This is a genomic window from Streptomyces sp. NPDC048248, assembly GCF_043201875.1.
GTDB lineage: Bacteria > Actinomycetota > Actinomycetes > Streptomycetales > Streptomycetaceae > Streptomyces.
In genome coordinates this window covers 405,718-424,429 of sequence record NZ_JBICZL010000003.1, presented here as the reverse complement: position 1 = coordinate 424,429, position 18,712 = coordinate 405,718, and the positions used below count along the sequence as shown (strand labels likewise).

The following is an 18,712-nucleotide window of genomic DNA, read 5'->3' as shown; positions in this document are numbered from 1 at the left end:
CCAAGGGCCGCGTGGGACAGCGCGCGGCGGTGTTCATGCGGACCGGAGCGGGGAAGCGAGGCGTTCCGCCGGTACGGACGGCCACCCGCCCTGCGTACCGGGCGGCCTCCGGCGGACCGTTTGCCGGACCGCTGTGACGTGCTGCGGGGAGCCCCTCCTGGCGGAGGCGCAGCCCCATGACCTGGCGTTCTCTGCCCGTCAGACTGTTCCCGTGCCGGACGGCCGGGCGCGTGAAGCCCAGGGAGCGTACGGATGAGGGTCCGCAGAACACTGGTCGCCGCGGCCGACGCCGGGGCCGCCAAGGTCCGGGTCGTACGGGGGCCGGGGCCAGGCGAAATACCCCGATCCGGCCGCGCGGCGCACTACGGCGGGCGGGGTGCGGGCCGCCCCGGCCTACTTGGAGCGGGGCTGACGGCCCGTTAGCGTGCTCCCGCACGGTTCTGTTGTTTCTGCCGAGCAGTGGGGGCACACGTGAGCCAACCGTCACGACGCGCGCTGTTGGGAGCCGCCGGAGCGATCGGCGCGGGGGCTGCGCTGGGCGGGGCGGCTCCGGCCTCCGCGGCCGGGCACTCGGGCCGCCGGTCCGGACGGGCGGCCACCTACGACACCGCACCGGCGCGGGCGGCGCTGCACCGGCTGCTGCCCCGCCATGCGGAACAGTTCACCCTGAAGCCGCTCGCGGCGGACGGCGGCACCGAGCGCTTCCGGGTCGAGGGCACCACGGGGCGGATCACGGTCGCGGGCACCAGCCCGGCGGTGCTGCTGACCGGGGTGAACTGGTACCTGCGCTACACCTGCCGGGCCCAGCTGACCTGGGCCGGCGATCAGCTCGACCTGCCCGCCCGGCTGCCCGCCCCGGCCGCGCCCCTGGAACGCTCCACCGCGCTCCCGCACCGCTTCGCGCTCAACGACACGCATGACGGCTACACCGCGCCCTACGCCGACTGGTCCCGCTGGGAGCGGATGATCGACATGCTGGCGCTGCGCGGCGTCAACGAGGTGCTGGTGACACCCGGCTCGGAAGCCGTCTACCACCGGGTGCTGACCGACTTCGGCTACACGGACGCCGAGGCCCGCGCCTGGATCCCCGCGCCGTCGCACCAGCCGTGGTGGCTGCTGCAGAACATGAGCGCCTACGGCGGCCCGACCTCATCGGAACTCATCGCCCGTCGCACCGAGTTGGGCCGAAAGATCACCGACCGACTGCGGGCACTGGGCATGCACCCGGTGCTGCCCGGCTACTTCGGCACCGTCCCGGACGGCTTCGCCGACCGCAACCCCGGGGCCCGCACCGTGCCGCAGGGCACCTGGTCCGGGCTCAAGCGCCCCGACTGGCTGGACCCGCGCACCGAGGTCTTCACCGAGGTCGCCGCGGCGTTCTACCGCCACCAGCACCAACTCCTCGGTTCCGCACAGCACTTCAAGATGGACCTGCTGCACGAGGGCGGCAATCCCGGGGACGTACCGGTGCCGGATGCCGCCCGCGCCGTCGAGCGGGCCCTGCGCACCGCCCGCCCCGGCGCGACCTGGGTGATCCTGGGCTGGCAGGAGAACCCGCGGCGCGATCTGCTGGACACCGTCGACCACGACCGGATGCTGATCGTGGACGGGCTCAGCGATCTCGACACGGTCACCGACCGGGAGCGGGACTGGGGCGGGGTGCCGTACGCCTTCGGCACCATCCCCAACTTCGGCGGACGCACCACCATCGGCGCCAAGACCCATATGTGGGCCGACCGGTTCACCGCGTGGCGCGACAAGCCGGGCAGCAGGCTCGCCGGTACCGCATACATGCCGGAGGCCGCCGAGCGCGACCCTGCCGCGTTCGAGCTGTTCGGCGAACTGGCCTGGCGAGAGCGGCCGGTGGACCGTGCCGCCTGGTTCGACGACTACGCCGACACCCGCTACGGAGAGCACGACGCACAGGCCCGAGCCGCCTTCGCCGCGCTGCGCACCAGCGCGTACGAGATCAGCAGCAAGGACGGCCGACCGCACGACTCGGTCTTCGCCGCCCGCCCGAGCCTGACCGCCCGCTCCGGCACCCGCTGGGCCACCCACACCCCGGCTTTCGACCCGGCGGTCTTCGATACCGCGTTCGCCGCGCTGCTCACGGTCCGCCCCGCGCTGCGGCGCAGCGACGCCTACCGCTACGACCTGACCGACGCCGCCCGGCAGGCCCTGGCCAACCGGTCCTGGCAGCTGATCCCCCAGCTCCAGGACGCCTTTCGGCGGTCCGACCTGACCGCCTTCCGCGCGCTGTCGGACCTGTGGCTGCGGCTGATGCGGCTGAGCGAGGAGGTCACCGGGGCGCACCGCGGATTCCTGCTCGGGCCGTGGCTGGCCGACGCCAAGGCGATGGCGTCCGGCCCCGAGGAGGAGGCGCGGCTGGAGCACAGCGCCCGCGCGCTGATCACCACCTGGGCGGACCGCGCCACCGCCGACGGCGGCTCACTCGCCAACTACGCCAACCGCGACTGGCACGGCCTGATCGGCGACGTCCATCTGCCGCAGTGGCAGGCGTACTTGGACGAACTGGCGGACGCCCTGGCCGCGGGCCGGGCACCGAAGACGTTCGACTGGTACGCGACCGAGGAGCCCTGGACGCGGGAGCGCAAGAACTACCCGCTGCGCCCCACGGCCGACGCCCACCGCACCGCGACACGAGTCCATGACGCCCTCGCGAAGGCGCCCTACCAGGGAACCGTCACGGTCACCGCCGCGCCGGAGGCGATGCCGCCGGGCGGCGACGCCACCGTGACAGCGGTCCTGCGCAACGAGAGCGGCCTACGGGCGACCGGCCGGGTCGACTTCACGCTGACCGGCCCTGCGGCCACCCCCACGGGCCCGGTGTCCCTGCCGTCGATCCCGGCGGGCGGCAGCGGCGAGGCCCGCTGGCGGGTCGCGGCGCCGGCCGAGCCGCTGAGGGACCCGCTGCGGCCACTGCCCTACGAACTCGGCGTCGCCTACGGCCCCCGGGGCGAGCCGCGGGTCCGCACCACCCGCGACGGCACTCTGTTCGTGGCCGGGCCGCTGCCCGCCGGGCTGCGGACGGCCACCACCAACACGGCGGTGTTCGGCCGGCTGGACGACCGCTTCGCCATCGACGGCGCCGGGTCCGACCTGTGGAAGGCAACCGCCGAGTTCGGCACCGTCTACCGGGCGGGCGCCCTCGCCCCGGGCGGGTCGGCGACGGCCGAGGTGACCCGGCAGGACGTCACCGGACCGTGGGCCCGCGCCGGCCTCGTCGTCCGCAACCGCCTCGCCGTCGGCGCCACCGGCTCCCCCGACGGCCGCGGCTTCCTCAACCTGTCGGTGACGCCCGCCAACGGCGTGGTGCTCTCCTACGACTCCACCGGTGACGGCACCTTGGACACCTACCGCCGGATCACCGGCGTCACCGCCCCCGTGCTGCTCCGCCTGACGCGCGGCGAGGACGCGGGCGGATCGGGTACCTACACCGGGGCGTGCTCCACCGATGACGGCGCCACCTGGCGGGAGATCGCCACCGTCACCGTCCCCGGGGCGGCCGCCGAGCAGGACACCGGACTGCACCAGTCCGCCGCCAACTCCGGTACGGGAGCGCGCGGGACGGCCGAGTTCCGCGGCTGGAAGGTCACCTGACCACCGCGTACGCTGACCGGGACGGATCACGAGCGAGGGGATCACGGTATGAGTGCCGCAGCTGAGAAGGAGTGGCTCTACGCCCTCGACATCTCCGACGCCACCTGGCAGCGCGCCCCCGGCGACTCCGAGGAGGCGGTGGAGATCGCCTTCCTGGAGCGCGGTGCGGTGGCCATGCGCAACTCCAAGGACCCGGACGTGGTCCTGCGGTACACCGAGGCCGAGTGGCGCGCCTTCGTCCTCGGCGCACGGGACGGCGAGTTCGACCTCCGACGCTGAGACACCGGCTCGGCGACCGCGGCGGTGCGCCCGCTCCGGTCCGTGATGTCACCCGTGGGGCGGATGGGCACCACGGGTGACCATCGCAGGATTCACTCGTTTCACCGAACGTGGAGCAGCAGCAGGCGACATCCCCGCGACCGGACCGCACCGCCCCCGACGGCTTCGGCGGTATCGAAGCCGGAGACGTCATCGACGTCGAACAGGCCGAGGCGGCGCTGGTCGAGCACTACCCCCGGCTGGTACGGCTGGCGTATCTCGTCCTGCCGCCCGGGGTGAGCCGCGGCCGGCGGGTGCTGGCCGCGCACGCGGTGGTGCAGCGGAGCCTGCCGCGCCAGCGCACCTCCACCCGGGGTCTCGAACTCCCCGCACAGCGCCGCGACACCCCCGAGGACTGCGACCCCGGCTACGCCTTCGTACGGCTGCGGGTGCTGCGGACGGCGCTCGCCTCCGGGCGTCCGCGATGGCGGCTGCCCGCGATGCCGCCGCTGCTTCCCCAGGTGTGGGGGCTGCGACTGTTCCCGCGCGCCGGTGGCGCCGATGAACTCGCCCTGGACCAGGCACTTTCGGAGCTCTCCCGGCCCGGCAGGGCCGCCTTCGTGCTACGCGAACTGGAGCGGCTCGGCGCGCCGGAGACCCGCCGTCTGCTGGAGGCCGCCGGCGTGGCCGAGGCACGCGAGGCCCTGGAGGAAGCGGAGGCCGTCGTGGCGCCGGCCGGCAGCCGGGATCGGTCACTGCTGGAGTCGGTGGAGTTCGACCCGTGCGCCCTGCAGGCCCGCCCGACGGATCTGATCCGGCGGCGCCAGCATGTCCGGGCGGTACTGGCGGCGGGCGTGGCGGTACTGGTGTGCGGGGCGTTGCTCGGGCTGCCGGGCGACGGCTGGGGTCCGGACGGCGCAGCCGCCCCGCCCTACGCGCAGAACGCCTCCGCCGAAGCGGCGCTGGATCCGGCCAAGTTGACGGTGGTCGCACCGCAGGCGTGGCGGACGTCGCCCCGTACGGACTTCTCCGCCTGGCCCGCACGGGGCGACCGGCTCGGCGACAAGGCGCTGCTGCGGCGGGCGCTCGCGGTGTGGGCGAGGCCGGGGGCCGGGGTGCCGGTCTCGGCGACGCCCGGCACGGCGACCGGCCCGCCCGCGGGACCGGCGCAGCTGCTGTTCGCCGGGGTCGTCGACCATGCCGTGGTGGTGCTCTTCCACGACGGGCTGCGCGTGGTGCGCTACGCCGAGGCTGCGGACGCCGACGGGCACAGCGACGGCTCGGGCGCGGGGCTGGACTTCGCGCGGACGGACGGTGCGCAGACGTCGTCGGCGGGTGCGCTGGTGGTGAACCGCACGGAGGGCAACATCCGCTATCTGGCGGCCCCGTGGGTGCGGTCGGTGCGGCTGGTCGACCTGCTGAAGCCGACCGGCGCGAGCGAGGCGGTGGCCGTGGGCGCGAGCGGGCTGACCGCCCCCGTCCCGCTGCCCCGCCCGGACAGGAAGTGCACGGCCTGGCCGGCGCTGCGGATGGGTGGCCACACCCTGACCGACCTCGGTGAGCTGACGCCGGCCCGGCTGACGTACGGCCCGCCGCGCTCGCCGGGTGGGGTGAGCACGCCGCAGGCCCGCACGGCGTGGGCGCGGACGGCCTGCCAGTTGGTGGCGGTGCGCGGGCAGGGCGTGCGGACCGTCAACTCCTGGGAGTTCGCACGCCAGCCGCTGCCCGGAGCCGCGGGCGCGGCGAGCGGTGGGGCTGCCGCGACGTGGGTGTGCACCCGCGCCGAGACCTGGCGCGGTGCGGGCAGCAGGACCATGGCGCAGTTCCAGGCGCCGTCGCCGAACGGTCAGCCGTACGCGCCGGGCGTGGTGGTGGCGCGCGCCGAGGGCGGTACGGCGTGCGGGCCGCGGGCTCCGCGGGTGCTGGCCGGGGTGCTGTGGAAGGCGGCGGGCGGACAGTGGTGGCTGCTGGCGGCGGGCAGCGAGCAGGTCACGTCGATCACCGCGACCGGCGGGGTCCAGGGGCGGGCCGACGGCCGGCTGCTGGCCGTGCGGGCGCGGGCAGGTGACCGGGCGGAGCTGGACGGTCTGCTGCGGGACGGCAAGAAGCTCGCCGCACTGCGCTGAGCGGCACCGCCGGGCGGCTGCGTGCCGGGGTGTGGACTCCCCCGGCACGCCCTCCGCACACGCTCCCGCGCCCGGCCCGCGCCCCGTGGCGGTCCCATCCCTGTGATTTCCGTTGTGCGAGGGGTATTGCCGAGCGCTTACCCGCCAGTACATTGACGCCATGTCTAATACGGCCTCGTTGCGGCCCCAGCCGGTCGCGTCCGAGCACACCCCTTTGAAGGCCCGCAACGTCGCCTTCGACTGGGCGGACACTCCCCTGCACTGGATCCCGGGTGACCCGGCGAGCACCCACACGATCAATGTCCTGCACCTGCTGCTGCCCGCCGGCGAGCGCTGGTTCGTCCATGTCTACAAGCAGGCGCTGCCCCATATCCGCGACCCCCGGCTGCGGGAGGACGTGATCGGGTTCATCGGCCAGGAGGCGATGCACTCGCAGGCCCACGACGACGTGCTGCCGCACCTCAAGGAGCAGGGCCTGGACCCCACGCCCTACACGGCACAGGTGGACTGGCTCTTCGAGAAGCTGCTCGGCGACCGCACCCTGCCGCCGGGCCGGGCCCGCACCTGGTGGCTGAAGGAGCGGGTCGCGACCATCGCCGCGATCGAGCACTACACCGCGTTCCTCGGCGACTGGGTGCTCAACGCCGGGGCGCTGGACGCCAAGGGCGCCGATCCGACCATGCTCGACCTGCTGCGTTGGCACGGTGCGGAGGAGGTCGAGCACCGCTCCGTCGCCTTCGACCTCTTCCTGCACCTCGACGGCGGATACCGGCGCCGGGTGCGCACCTGGGCGACGGCGTTCGCCGCGCTGGTGTTCCTCTGGCAGCGCGGGGTCCGCTTCTTCATGGCCCATGACCCCTCCCTGCTCGAAGGCAAGGCCGAGATCAAGGAATTCCTGCGCGGCGGGCGGCAGGGCGTGCTGCCCACCACCGGGCAGATGCTGCGCTCCATCCCGCAGTATCTGAGCCGCTCGTACCACCCCTCCCAGCACGGCAGCACCGCGCAGGCCGTCGCGTACCTCGACCGTTCGCCCGCCGCGACCGCGGCCGAGGCATCTGCCCACGGAGGCGCCTGAGATGCCGGCACTGCGCCGTATCGGGAGCGTGATCGTGGTCGCGGGTGCCGCGTTGGCCGCCCGCCGCGCACTGCGACGCCGTGTCCAGCGGTCACCGCTGTGGCCGCTGCCCGCCCTGGAGGAGCCGATATCGGGCCAGGGCCGGCGCCGGGCGGCGACGCTGCTGCTGCGGGTCGCGGAGCGGACGGTGGCCGCCGAGGGCGTGGTGACGCTGCGGCTGGAGGGGCTGGAGGGGACACCGCTGCCGGCGTGGGAGCCCGGCGCGCATCTGGACCTGGTGCTGCCGTCGGGCACCGTGCGCCAGTACTCGCTGTGCGGGGAGCCCGCCGACGCGGTGCGGCCGGACGGCGGTTCGTACACCATCGCGGCCCGGCTGATCGAGGACGGCCGCGGCGGCTCCCGGGAGGTGCACGAGACGCTGCACGAGGGCACCACAGTCGAGGTACGCGGCCCCCGCAACCGCTTCCGCCTCGACGAGGCAGACGCCTACGTCTTCCTCGCCGGCGGCATCGGCATCACCCCGATCCTGCCGATGGTGCGGCAGGCCGAGGCGGCGGGGGTGCCGTGGCGCCTGGTGTACGCGGGGCGGTCGCGGGCCTCGATGCCGTTCCTGGCGGAGCTGGAGAAGCTCGCGGGTGCGGACGGCGGGCGGCTGACGGTCGTCGCCGAGGACGAGGACGGCCGGCCGGACCTCGCGGCGGTGCTCGCCGACGCGCCCGCGCACGCGGCCGTCCACTGCTGCGGCCCGGAGCCGATGATGGCGGCGGTGGCCGAGCTGCTGCCGGCGGGCCCGCAGGGGCTGACCCTGCACACCGAGCGGTTCGCGCCGGCCGCGCCCGTGCCGTCGGGGGAGGACACCGCGTTCGAGGTGGAGCTGCGGCGCACCGGCCGCACGGTCACCGTGGACGAAGGCACCACGGCGTTGCGGGCGATCCGCGACCAGGCGCTGCCGGATCTGCCGTACTCCTGCGAGCAGGGGTTCTGCGGCACCTGCCAACAGCGGGTACTGGCCGGTGAGGTGGACCACCGCGACGAGTTGCTGACGGAGGCCGAGCGCGACGACTCGATGCTGATCTGTGTGTCGCGGGCCCGCGCCGGTCGGCTGGTGCTGGACCTGTGAGGCCGTGCCGCGGCCCGGCGGTGTGAGTCCGACGTCGGGCTCGCTGCGCCCGGTCGTTAGGGTGGTGCGCATGACGACCGGGGCGCGCCGCAGGATGGGTGTCGAGGAGCGGCGTGAGCAGCTCATCGCCGTCGCACTCGACCTGTTCAGCAGGCGATCCCCCGATGACGTCTCGATCGACGAGATCGCCGAGGCCGCGGGGATCTCCCGGCCGCTCGTCTACCACTACTTCCCCGGCAAACAGCAGCTGTACGAAGAGGCGTTGCGGCGTGCCGCGCAGGAACTCTCGGGGCGCTTCGAGGAGCCGCACGAGGGCCCGCTCGGTGCCCGGCTGCTGCGGGTCATGGAGCGTTTCTTCGACTTCGTCGACGACCACGGTCCGGGCTTCTCGGCACTGATGCGGGGCGGCCCGGCGGTCGGGTCGGGGCGGACCAGCGCGATGATCGACGGCGTGCGGCAGGCCGCCTACGAGCAGATCCTGGCGCACCTGGGGATCGCCGACCCGCCGCCCCGGCTGACGCTGGTGGTGCGCTCGTGGATCTCCCTCGCCGAGACCACCGCACTCCTGTGGCTTGACGGGCGGGAGATTCCCCGTGCGGAGCTGGAGCGGCAGCTGGTGCACGACTTCGCGGCGCTGATGGCGGTGAGCGCGGCGTATGACGAGCACATGGCGCGGCTGGTCCGCGAGATGCTCGCGGACGAGCCGGCGGACGGGATGTTCGGGGAGCTGGTGACCCGGCTGCTGGCGTTGCCGCAGCCGGCCTGAGCCGCCGGGTGCCGCGGGGTCGTCGGGAGGCGATGCCACGAGGAACCGACGGCTCGGGTTCGGAGGATTCGAGGAGGGGGCGGGCGGCAGCGAGCACGCCGTCGCGTCCCCTCCTCGAAGGTTCCTCTGCTCGTGATCAGCGGTGGCGGAAGACCGCGACGGTGCGGGCCGGGACGGTGAAGGTGCCCGTCGCCGGTGCGTACGAGGCGGTGGCGGTCACCCGGTCCGCGCCGTGGGCCTGTACCGGGTGCAGGGCGTAGCGCTCCCCCGCGATGGCGCCGACGGTCTGGTCCTGGCGCTGCGGGGTGGCGTTGAAGACGACGACGAGGTCGCCGACCCGCATGGTGAGTACGCCGGGGGTCTCGTCCTTGCCCGAGAGCGGGAACGTCAGGGCGGACTGCACGCGGGCGGTGGTCGGCAGGTCGAAGGCCGGTTCCGTGGCGTGGATGCGCAGCAGGTCGCGGTAGGCGGCGGAGGTGGCGTTGATCGCGGCGCAGTCGGGGCGGAGCGCGGGGTCGGTCAACAGGGGCCGGGCGTAGAGCCACTTGTCCTTGTTGTCGGCGGCCGGGGGCAGGCCGCGGCCGAAGCCGTTGCCGTCGGCGCAGTTCCAGTGCAGCGCGTTGTACCAGTCGCCGCTGTCGTAGGAGTTGCGGTCAAGGGACTTCGAGCGCAGCAGGTCGGATCCGGCCTGGGAGAGCGCCGGGCCCTGGGAGAGGCCGGCCGTGGCGAGGGCGAGTACCTGCATGCGCGCACGGTCGTCGGCGGAGGTGCCCTCGGGCAGTTTGAACGCCAGGGTGTCGTAGAGGGTCTCGTTGTCGTGGGCGTCGGCGTAGGCGAGGGCGTCGCCGGGGTCGGCGGCGTATCCGGCGGGCGCGCCGTTGTAGTCGACCTCGGAGCCCTTGACGCGACGGCCGGTGGTGTCGGTGAAGGTGTAGTCGGCGAGGCTGCCGGTCAGGCCGACCTTGACGAGGTCCTGGTAGTGCAGCAGCCGGGCGCGCTGTTCGGCCGGAGTCCCCTGGCCGGGGGCGGAGTTGGGGTCGGTGTAGAGGCCGGAGGCGAAGCCCTGGACGCGCGGGTCGGCGTCGAAGGGGCTGCCGCCGCGCACCGCGTCGCGGGCGCGGTCGCTGAAGGTGGCGATGCCGGTGCCGGCCATGTTCTTCTGGGTGGCCTGGACGAAGCGGGCGTCGTCGGCGGCCTCACCGAAGTTCCAGCCCTCGCCGTAGAGGACCACCGACTTGCCGTCCACTCCGTCCTTCTGCGGCGTGAGCGCGTCCAGGGCCTTGCGGACGGCGAGGATGTTGGCCTTGGGGTGGTGGCCCATGAGGTCGAAGCGGAAGCCGTCGACCTTGTACTCCTTGGCCCAGGTGACGACGGAGTCGACGACGAGCTTGCCCATCATGGTGTGTTCGGGCGCGGTGCCCGAGCAGCAGGTGGAGGTGGCGACGCCGCCGTCGTCCAGGAGGCGCTGGTAGTAGCCGGGCACGATCCGGTCGAGGACGGACTTCGGGTCCTGGCCCGCGGCGACGGTGTGGTTGTAGACGACGTCCATGACGGCGCCCAGGCCGGTCCGGTTCAGTCCCTGCACCATGCGGCGGAACTCCACGGTGCGGGCGGTGCCGTCGGGGTCCGAGGCGTAGGAGCCCTCGGGGACGGTGTAGTGCAGCGGATCGTAGCCCCAGTTGTAGGCGTCCTTGGCGGCGGCCGCCGCGACGCAGGACTGCTGGCGGTCGGAGTCCGGTGCGTAGGAGCTGAGATCGCAGTCGGGGTGCGCCTGGTCCGACCTGCGCTCGGGGACGGTGCCCACGTCGAAGGCGGGCAGGAGGTGGACATACGAGGTGCCGGTGCGGGCCAGCTTCCTCAGGTGCCGCATTCCGGCCGAGTCGCGGTCGGTGAAGGCGAGGTACTGCCCGCGGTGGCGGGAGGTGGGGTCCTCGACGGAGAAGTCGCGGATGTGGAGTTCCTGGATGCGGGCGTTGCGCAGCGGATCCGGGCGGTCGGCGGTGGCGCGTACGGCGGCGGGTTTGCGCAGACCGTCCCAGCCGTCGGGTGCGAGCGCCGGGACGGCGAGGTCGGTGACGAGGCTGCGGGCCGAGTCCGCGGTGAGCGCGGTGGAGTAGGGGTCCGTGACCTTGTTGGTGACCGTCTTGCGCACGCTGGGCGCCCAGACGGTGACGAGGTAGCGGTAGGGCTTTCCGGCCCAGTCGCGCTCGCCCCGGGCCCGCCACACCCCGCTGGCGTCGTCCCGGTGCATCGGGACGGTGCGCCCGTCGAGTTCGAGCGCCACTGTGCGGGCGGTGGGTGCCCAGACGGAGAGGGTGGGACGGCCGCGGTGGAAGACCGGGCCCAGTGCGGCACGCTCGGCGGCCGGCCCGTAGAGGTCGTCGAGGACTCCGGGGATCTGGACGCCGGTGACGGCGCGGAGCATGCGGTCCGCCGTCCGCTGCGTGGCGACGAGACGGTCGCGCAGGGCGGTACGGGCCAGGTGCTGGTCGCGCGGGTCGACGGCGAACGCCGGGAAGGTCTTCAGGTGCGGGTGGGCGGCACGTTCGGCCGGGGTGAGCGTGGCGGGAGTGAGGCGGAGGCGGCCGTCGCGGCCACCTCCCGCGGTGTCGGCGGGGCCGAACTCCAGCTGGGCGGCGCCGGGTCCTGCGCCCTTCCAGACCACGGTGTCGCGGTCGATCCACTGGGCCAGGGCCGTGCCGGGCTCGGGCGCCGGCCCGGCGGTCGCGGGTGCCGCGCCGGGCAGGACCGTGGCGCACAGGGCCATGGCCACGGCGGCGACGGTTCGGCGGAGGGGGCCGTTCACGAAGGGGCTCCTTCACGTGACGTACGGATGGGGCATGCAGGCGTACGAGCGCCCGCGGGTGGGAGGGCCGCCCGACAGGCGGGGACGGTGCCGGGCGGCCGGTTCGCGAGGGGCGGCGGTGCCGCCCGCCCGGCCGGTGACCTCGGGGTCACCGGCCGGGTCCGGTGTCAGCAGCCCGTGCGCGCCCCCTGGTGGAGGGCAAGCGCGGTGTTGGCGGCCAGGGTCGCGGTGAAGCGGCCCGAGCCGTCGACGGTCACCGCCCGCCCGCTCTGCACATCGCAGTAGCCACCGGCCGGCAGCGAGGTCTGGAAGGTGCGGCTGAGGGCGGAACTCTCGTGGTTGATCGCGACGTAGCCCTTGTCGCCGCGTCCGAAGGCGATGGCGTCGCCGCCGTTGTCCCACCAGTTGGTGACGTCGCCGCCGCGCACGGTGTTGCGGAAGGCCACCATGCTCGCGATCTCGGGCCACTTGTGCTGGCACTTCCAGCCGTCCTGCCAGCATGCCGTCACCTGCCCCCCGTTGGGCGGCCCGGCATCCCGGTCGGTGAACTCGTAGCCGGAGTGGACGTCCGGTGCGCCGTAGGGCCAGGCCAGCATGAAGACGTTGGCGAGGGTGTAGTTGGCCCCGTCCTTGTAGCTGAGGGTGTCGCCGCCGCGCTCGGTGTCGTGGTTGTCGACGAAGACCGCGGCCTTGCCGCCGGGGAGGTAGCCCCAGCCCTCGCCGTAGTTCTTCAGGTAGGCGAGGTTCTCGCCGGTGAAGACGCGTTTGAGGTCCCGGGCGTAGCGGAACTCCTGGACGTCGCCGGTCCCCTGGTACTCGTCCGGGGAGACGGCCTCGCCCGCGCCGAAGATGGCCTCCTGCTTCCAGTACGCCTGCGGGTTGCTCAGCCTGCTCTTGATGTCGGCGAGGTCGTCGACGGCGATGTGCTTGGCACCGTCGATGCGGAAGCCGTCGACGCCGAGGGACAGCAGATCGTTCAGGTAGGCGGCGATGCGGCCACGGACGTAGGGCTCGTTGGTGTCGAGGTCGGCGAGGCCGACGAGTTCGCAGTGCTGGACGTTCCAGCGGTCGTTGTAGTTGGTGACCTGCGCGGTGCAGTCGTCGAAGTCGTGGACCGAGTAGGTGCCCGGGTAGTCGTACTTGGTGTACGAGGAGCCGCCGGTGCCGGTGCCGGACCCGGCCGACATGTGGTTGATGACGGTGTCCGCGACGACCTTGACCCCGGCGGCATGGCAGGTGGCCACCATGTTCGCGAAGGCCGTGCGGTCGCCGAGCCGCCCGGCGATCTTGTAGCTGACCGGCTGGTACGAGGTCCACCACTGCCCGCCCTGGATGTGCTCCTGGGGCGGCGACACCTGGACGTAGCCGTATCCGGCCGGGCCCAGGGTGTTGCGGCACTCCGCGGCGACCGAGTCGAAGCGCCACTCGAAGAGGACGGCGGTGACGTCCTTGTCCCCGGGGGGCGCGGCCTGGGCCGACTGCGGCTGCTGCGGCGCGAGGAAGGCCGCCGCGCCCGCCACCAGGGCGAGGGCGGCAGCCGCGGGTCTGCGGGTGGCTTGCCTGATCCGGTGCAGCATGGTTCCTCCTGAGGGGGTGGAGTGACCTTGCTCGGCAACGCGCCGTGCCCGAAAGGCCGTTGAAGGGGCGCCGACGGCCGACTGCGCCCCTGATGCTGACGGTTCTAGCTGGCGGAACTCCACGTTGCAAGGTCTTACGCAAAACATTGCAACGGTGTTACGTTCAACGACAAGCCCCGGTCCGGCCGGCCGGGGGGACGGCCGACCCGTCGGCCTGACCCCACGCGCCCGGCCGGTCGGACCGGACCCACAGGGCTCGCCCTACGCATGGTCCGGCAGGTCGATTTCGGCGCGGACGATCTTGCCTACGGGTGGCCGGTCCAGCACCGTCCAGCAGGTGGCGAGCGCCGCGACGAGCAGCAGCCCTCGGCCGCATTCGGCGTCCGGCGGCGGGAGTTCGAGCGCGCCGACGGTCGGCGGGCGTTTCTCGGTGCGGGTGTCGGCGACCTCGATGCGGAGCGTGCCGGGGCGGGCGGAGCCGGGCAGCCGGGTGAGGCGCAGTTCGAAGTCCCGGCCGGGCACGCGGCCGTGAGTGGCGGCGTTGGCGGCCAGTTCGCCGACGATCACGGCGGCGGACTCGGAGAGTTCGCTGCCGTACGGGAAGCCCCACAGGTCGAGCTGATGAACGGCGAGATGCCGGGCGAGCCGGGCCCCGAGGCGGGTGGCGCTGAAACGCTGCGTGAACATACGTACGGTGAGCGGGTCTTGCGGGGCGCGGTGGGTGGCGTGGGCTGACATGAGCCCCACGGTGATGCCCGCGCGGTGCCGTGACCAGGCTTTCCGGCCCTACGGAGCCCGTACGCTGCCCGTACGGAGGGTGTGCGTGCGGGTACTTGGGGTAGACGGCGCGCGTAACGGACCGTGACCATGGACGTGTTGTGCGGACGACACCATGGGAGGGGCCGGAATGAGCGGCAACGGCGAGCCGGAATCCACGGACAGCCTCAAGCAGTTCGGGGCGGTACTCAAGGCGTTCCGTGAGCGGGCGGAGATGACGCAGGAGGCACTGGCCCGGCGGGTGCAGTTCTCACCGGCGACGGTCGCCTCCATCGAGCAGGGGCGACGGCTGCCGCCGCCTCGGTTCATCGAGCGGGCGGGAGAAGTTCTGGATGCGCTCGGCGTACTGAAGGCCGCAGCGCAATATCTGTCGAGGCAGCCCGGATTAGCAGCCTGGTTCCGGCAGTGGGCCGAGCTGGAGGAGCAGGCGATCAGCCTGTACACCTACGAATGCCGTTTGATTCCGGGCCTGTTGCAGACGGAAGCGTACGCACGGACGCTGTTCGACGAGCGCGTCCCGCCGCTGACCGACGAGGAGTCCGAGACCCAGGTGGCGGCCCGTCTGGCGCGCCAGGAGCTGCTGCGGACCAGGCCGAACACGGCGTTCAGCTTCATCGTCGATGAGCACATCCTCCAGCGACGGACGGGTGGCGTGGAGCCAGCCGGGGACTTCTCGACCAGCTGCTGGAGTACACGGCGAAGCGCCGGAACGTCGAGTTCCAAATCATGCCGCTACAAAGAGGAGTTCATGCTGGCCTGGATGGCCCAATTCGTCTTCTGGAGACACCGGACATCCAGTGGTTCGCCTACTCCGAGGGGCAAGAAAGCGGCCAGTTCGTCTCCGACCCAAAGACGATCAGCACCCTCCACATGCGGTATGCAAAACTGCGGTCGCAGGCCCTCACCCCCGAGGACTCCCGGAGCCTGCTGAAGCAGATGCGAGGAGCGCTATGAGAACTGACGAACTGACCTGGTTCAAGAGCAGCTACAGCGGCAGCTCCGGCGACGACTGCGTAGAAGTCGCCCTCTCCTGGCACAAGTCCAGCTACAGCGGCAGTTCCGGCGACAGCTGCATCGAGATCGCCGCCTGCCCCACCACCATCCACATCCGCGACTCCAAGAACGTCGACGGCCCCCAGCTCGCCGTACCGGCCGCCGCCTGGGCCGCGTTCGTGTCGTACGCCGCGCACGCTGCCTGACCGCCGCCTCGTACGGCACCTGGCCGCCGAGCCTCGCGTCGTCCCGACGGGTCGGCTCTGTGAGGATGGCGTGTCATGAACATAGGAATCATGGCCGTCGCGCTGGTGAAGATGGCCATCGGACGGCCGGCGCACAAGCGTTACCCCGCCACCTTGACCGACCATCAGAAGTGGATCGTCTCCCTCGACGCGATCCTCGCGGAGCGCAGCTACGGGCATCGTCACCTGGCGCTCTACCCGTTGAAGCGGATCAATTCCACGCAGCCCCGGGTAAGCCTGAAGAGCAGCTGGGGCGTCACCTCGCCCGAGACCTTCCACTCGACCCTGCGGTGGCTGGCCACCGAGGGCCACCGGACCCAGATGGCTCCGGCCCTCGGCCGCCCGCCGGTGGCCTGGGACTTCGGCCGCTACGTCTGGATCGTGCGGGCCGGGTTCGCCGCCGGGTACGTCGACGAACCGGGCGCCTGGCAGCTGCTGAGCAACGCCGTGGCACCCGTGGCGCAGACCTACCGCTCCTGGCAGGAGTTCGCCGACGACTTCGTGGCCGGGCGGGAGCTGTGGATGCGTTCGGCCGGCAGCGAATGGTCAGGGTCGCAGGAGGAGACCGTCAGCGCGGTGCGGAGCCTGCTGGACCCCGCGAACGGCGAAAGCCCCTGGCAGCAGGTCCCGTGGGAGACCATCCACCGGGCCGACCAGCACACCGGCGGCCACTGACGGCCCGCCCGGCGCTCATCCCCGTACCCGCCCCGTCGACCCCCTCACCACCAGCTCCGGCTGGAAGACGAACTCGGTGCGCTGGACCGGGTTTCCCTGGATCTCCTCGATCAGCGCGCCCACCGCCGCCGTGGCCATGGACTGGACGGGTTGGCGGACGGTGGTCAGGGGCGGGTCGGTGAAGGCGATGAGCTGTGAGTCGTCGAACCCGACGACGGAGACGTCACCCGGCACCGACAGCTCGCGCTGGCGGGCCGCGCGGACCACGCCCAGGGCCATCAGGTCGCTGCCGCAGACGATGCCCGTGCAGCCGTCGTCGAGCAGGGTGGCTGCCGCCGCGTGGCCGCCCTCGACGCTGAACAGGGTGTGCCGGACGTGGCGTTCGGCCTGCCCCCTCGACAGGCCGAACGACTCGCCCAGCGCCGCCACGAAGCCCTCGGCCTTGCGGCGTGAGGGCACGTACCGGGACGGGCCGACGGCCAGGCCGATCCGGCGGTGGCCCAGTTCGGCCAGGTGGCGCACGGCCATCCGGGCCGCGGCGCCGTCGTCGGGTGAGACGAAGGGCGCATCGATGTGCTCGTTGTAGCCGTTGATGAGCACGAACGGGACGCCGCGGGAGGTCAGCCGGGCGTAGCGGGCCGGGTCGGCGCCGGTGTCCGCGTGCAGACCGGACAGGAAGACGATGCCGGTGACGCCGCGTTCCTCCAGCTGCTCGACGAGTTCGTCCTCCGTCGCGCCGCCCGGCATCTGCGTGCAGAGCACCGGGGTGTAGCCGTGGCCGGCCAGGGACTGCTCGATGATCTGGGCGAAGGCCGGAAAGATGGGGTTGGTCAGCTCGGGGATGACGAGGCCGACCAATCCCGCGCTACGGCGTCGCAGCCGCACCGGCCGCTCGTAGCCGAGGACGTCGAGCGCGGCGAGCACCCGCTGCCGGGTGCTCGCCGCGACGCCCGCCTTGCCGTTCAGGACGCGGCTGGCGGTCGCCTCGCTGACCTGCGCCTGCGCGGCGATATCGGCGAGCCGCGGGGTGGCGCGGGACGCGGGAAGGGTCACACCTCCCACCAGACTGCGGTGTCGGCGGGGAGGTCGAACACGTCGCCCGTGGCTGCCAACTGGCGGGAGCCGAGGAGCATCCGGCCGGGAGTGTCCAGGCGGACCGGGGCGCCCGTGGTGTTGACCGTGCACACCAGGCCGCCGGGCCGCCGGAAGGCCAGCACGCCGTCCGGCGCCTCCAGCCACTCCACCGACTCCCCCGCCCCGAGCCCGGGGTGGGTGCGCCGCAGGGTCAGTGCGGCCCGGTACAGCTCCAGGGTGGAGGCGGGGTCGCCGGTCTGGGCGTCCACGGTCAGCTCGCGCCAGTCGGCGGGCTGCGGCAGCCAGCTGCCGCCGGAGCCGAAGCCGTACGGCGCCGTTTCACCGCTCCACGGGAGCGGCACCCGGCAGCCGTCGCGCAGGCCGTCCTGACCGCTCTCCCGGAAGAAGGACGGGTCCTGGCGTACGTCGTCGGGAAGGTCGGTGACCTCGGGAAGGCCCAGCTCCTCGCCCTGGTAGACGTACGCGGAGCCGGGCAGCGCCAGCATCAGCAACGCGGCGGCGCGGGCGCGGTCCAGGCCGCCGCCGAGGCGGGTGCGGTGCCGTACGACGTCGTGGTTGGAGAGCACCCAGGTGGTGGGGGCCCCGACCGGACGCATCGCGTCCAGCGACTCGTCGATGGTGGCGCGGAGCGCGGCCGCGTCCCACCCGGTGTTCAGATAATGGAAGTTGAACGCCTGGTGCAGCTCGTCCTGGCGGAGGTAGAGCGCGGTGCGGTCGGCGCTGGGCGTCCATGCCTCGGCGACCGCGATCCGGTCCCCCGCGTACTCGTCGAGGACGGTGCGCCAGGAGCGGTAGATCTCGTGGACGCCGTCCTGGTCGAAGAACGGCAGGACCTGGTTGCCGAGCAGCTTCAGCTGCTCACCCTGGCCCATGTCCGGCAGTCCCGGGGCCTTGACCAGGCCGTGCGCCACGTCCACCCGGAAGCCGTCCACGCCCATGTCCAGCCAGAAGCGCAGGATGGAGCGGAACTCGTCCTGGACGGCGGGGTGGTCCCAGTTGAAGTCGGGCTGCTCGGACGCGAACAGGTGGAGGTACCACTGCCCGTCGGGCTCCGGGAGCCGGGTCCAGGCTGGGCCGCCGAAGATGGACTCCCAGTCGTTGGGCGGCAGTTCACCGTCCGTGCCGCGGCCGGGCCGGAAGTGGAAGCGTTCGCGCAGCGGTGAGCCGGGGCCCTCGCGCAGCGCCTGCTGAAACCATTCGTGCCGGTCGGAGCAGTGGTTCGGCACGACGTCGACGATGATGCGCAGGCCCAGGCCGTGGGCTTCGCGGATGACGGCGTCGGCGTCGTGCAGGGTGCCGAACATCGGGTCGATGGCGCGGTAGTCGGCGACGTCGTAGCCCGCGTCGGCCTGCGGTGAGGCGTAGAACGGGCTCAGCCAGACGGCGTCCACGCCCAGGTCGCGCAGGTAGGGCAGGCGGCTGCGGATGCCTTCCAGATCCCCCATGCCGTCGCCGTTGCCGTCGGCGAAGCTGCGCGGGTAGACCTGGTAGATCACCGCGTCGCGCCACCATCCCGTCGGGGCGGCGCCGGGGTCGCTGCCCGTCCGGGCGGACGGGTCGGCGTAATGCTGGGTCATG

At 72.9% G+C, this 18,712-nt stretch carries 13 protein-coding genes and 1 pseudogene; 9 read left to right on the top strand and 5 right to left on the bottom strand.

The features are described from left to right. Nucleotides 1-471 precede the first annotated feature (471 nt). The 6 genes from ACGFZW_RS07935 (at nucleotide 472) to ACGFZW_RS07910 (ending at nucleotide 8,966) form a co-directional block, all read left to right on the top strand. Nucleotides 472-3,621, top strand: a complete 3,150-nt coding sequence (locus ACGFZW_RS07935) for an alpha-N-acetylglucosaminidase TIM-barrel domain-containing protein (RefSeq protein ID WP_393892167.1) — start codon at nucleotides 472-474, stop codon at nucleotides 3,619-3,621. 48 nt (nucleotides 3,622-3,669) lie between these two features. After that, nucleotides 3,670-3,900 (top strand): DUF397 domain-containing protein, encoded by a 231-nt coding sequence (locus ACGFZW_RS07930; RefSeq protein ID WP_393892166.1) that lies wholly within the window; start codon nucleotides 3,670-3,672, stop codon nucleotides 3,898-3,900. Nucleotides 3,901-4,010: 110 nt separating this feature from the next. Then, nucleotides 4,011-6,005 carry a hypothetical protein gene (locus ACGFZW_RS07925; protein WP_393892165.1) on the top strand — a complete coding sequence of 665 codons (1,995 nt, stop codon included), beginning with the start codon at nucleotides 4,011-4,013 and terminating at the stop codon, nucleotides 6,003-6,005. Nucleotides 6,006-6,165: 160 nt separating this feature from the next. Beyond that, nucleotides 6,166-7,080, top strand: coding sequence for a metal-dependent hydrolase (locus ACGFZW_RS07920; RefSeq protein WP_393892164.1), 915 nt, complete (start codon nucleotides 6,166-6,168; stop codon nucleotides 7,078-7,080). A gap of 1 nt (nucleotide 7,081) precedes the next feature. Beyond that, complete coding sequence (locus ACGFZW_RS07915; RefSeq protein WP_393892163.1) at nucleotides 7,082-8,200, top strand: PDR/VanB family oxidoreductase; 1,119 nt, start codon at nucleotides 7,082-7,084, stop codon at nucleotides 8,198-8,200. A 70-nt stretch (nucleotides 8,201-8,270) separates the two neighbouring features. Beyond that, the gene (locus ACGFZW_RS07910) at nucleotides 8,271-8,966 is read left to right on the top strand and encodes a TetR/AcrR family transcriptional regulator (protein WP_393892162.1); all 696 of its coding nucleotides are present in this window, start codon (nucleotides 8,271-8,273) and stop codon (nucleotides 8,964-8,966) included. 136 nt (nucleotides 8,967-9,102) lie between these two features. On the opposite strand, the gene pulA is transcribed toward ACGFZW_RS07910, so the two are convergent. The 3 genes from pulA to ACGFZW_RS07895 all read right to left on the bottom strand — a co-directional run bounded on the left by pulA (nucleotide 9,103) and on the right by ACGFZW_RS07895 (nucleotide 14,087). Continuing rightward, nucleotides 9,103-11,733, bottom strand: coding sequence for a pullulanase-type alpha-1,6-glucosidase (gene pulA / locus ACGFZW_RS07905; protein ID WP_393892373.1), 2,631 nt, complete (start codon nucleotides 11,731-11,733; stop codon nucleotides 9,103-9,105). 206 nt (nucleotides 11,734-11,939) lie between these two features. Next, the gene (locus ACGFZW_RS07900; RefSeq protein WP_393892161.1) at nucleotides 11,940-13,349 is read right to left on the bottom strand and encodes an alpha-amylase family protein; all 1,410 of its coding nucleotides are present in this window, start codon (nucleotides 13,347-13,349) and stop codon (nucleotides 11,940-11,942) included. Between the two features lie 261 nt (nucleotides 13,350-13,610). Then, entirely contained in the window at nucleotides 13,611-14,087 is a 477-nt protein-coding gene (locus ACGFZW_RS07895) for an ATP-binding protein (RefSeq protein WP_393892160.1), read from the bottom strand. A gap of 154 nt (nucleotides 14,088-14,241) precedes the next feature. Between ACGFZW_RS07895 and ACGFZW_RS07890 the strand changes: the two are divergent. The 3 genes and pseudogenes from ACGFZW_RS07890 to ACGFZW_RS07880 all read left to right on the top strand — a co-directional run bounded on the left by ACGFZW_RS07890 (nucleotide 14,242) and on the right by ACGFZW_RS07880 (nucleotide 16,039). Then, nucleotides 14,242-15,080, top strand: a pseudogene (locus tag ACGFZW_RS07890) (helix-turn-helix domain-containing protein). Then, on the top strand, nucleotides 15,077-15,325 hold the full coding sequence (locus tag ACGFZW_RS07885; protein ID WP_393892159.1) for a DUF397 domain-containing protein: 249 nt from the start codon (nucleotides 15,077-15,079) through the stop codon (nucleotides 15,323-15,325). Before ACGFZW_RS07890 ends, ACGFZW_RS07885 begins: the two are co-directional and overlap by 4 nt. 75 nt (nucleotides 15,326-15,400) lie before the next feature. Beyond that, nucleotides 15,401-16,039: a DUF1266 domain-containing protein gene (locus ACGFZW_RS07880; protein WP_393892158.1), complete on the top strand. Its 639-nt coding sequence runs from the start codon at nucleotides 15,401-15,403 to the stop codon at nucleotides 16,037-16,039. 15 nt (nucleotides 16,040-16,054) lie between these two features. On the opposite strand, the gene ACGFZW_RS07875 is transcribed toward ACGFZW_RS07880, so the two are convergent. Continuing rightward, nucleotides 16,055-17,092, bottom strand: a complete 1,038-nt coding sequence (locus tag ACGFZW_RS07875) for a LacI family DNA-binding transcriptional regulator (protein ID WP_393892157.1) — start codon at nucleotides 17,090-17,092, stop codon at nucleotides 16,055-16,057. Further along, complete coding sequence (locus ACGFZW_RS07870) at nucleotides 17,089-18,711, bottom strand: glycoside hydrolase family 13 protein (protein WP_393892156.1); 1,623 nt, start codon at nucleotides 18,709-18,711, stop codon at nucleotides 17,089-17,091. Before ACGFZW_RS07870 ends, ACGFZW_RS07875 begins: the two co-directional genes overlap by 4 nt. Nucleotide 18,712: the final 1 nt, after the last annotated feature.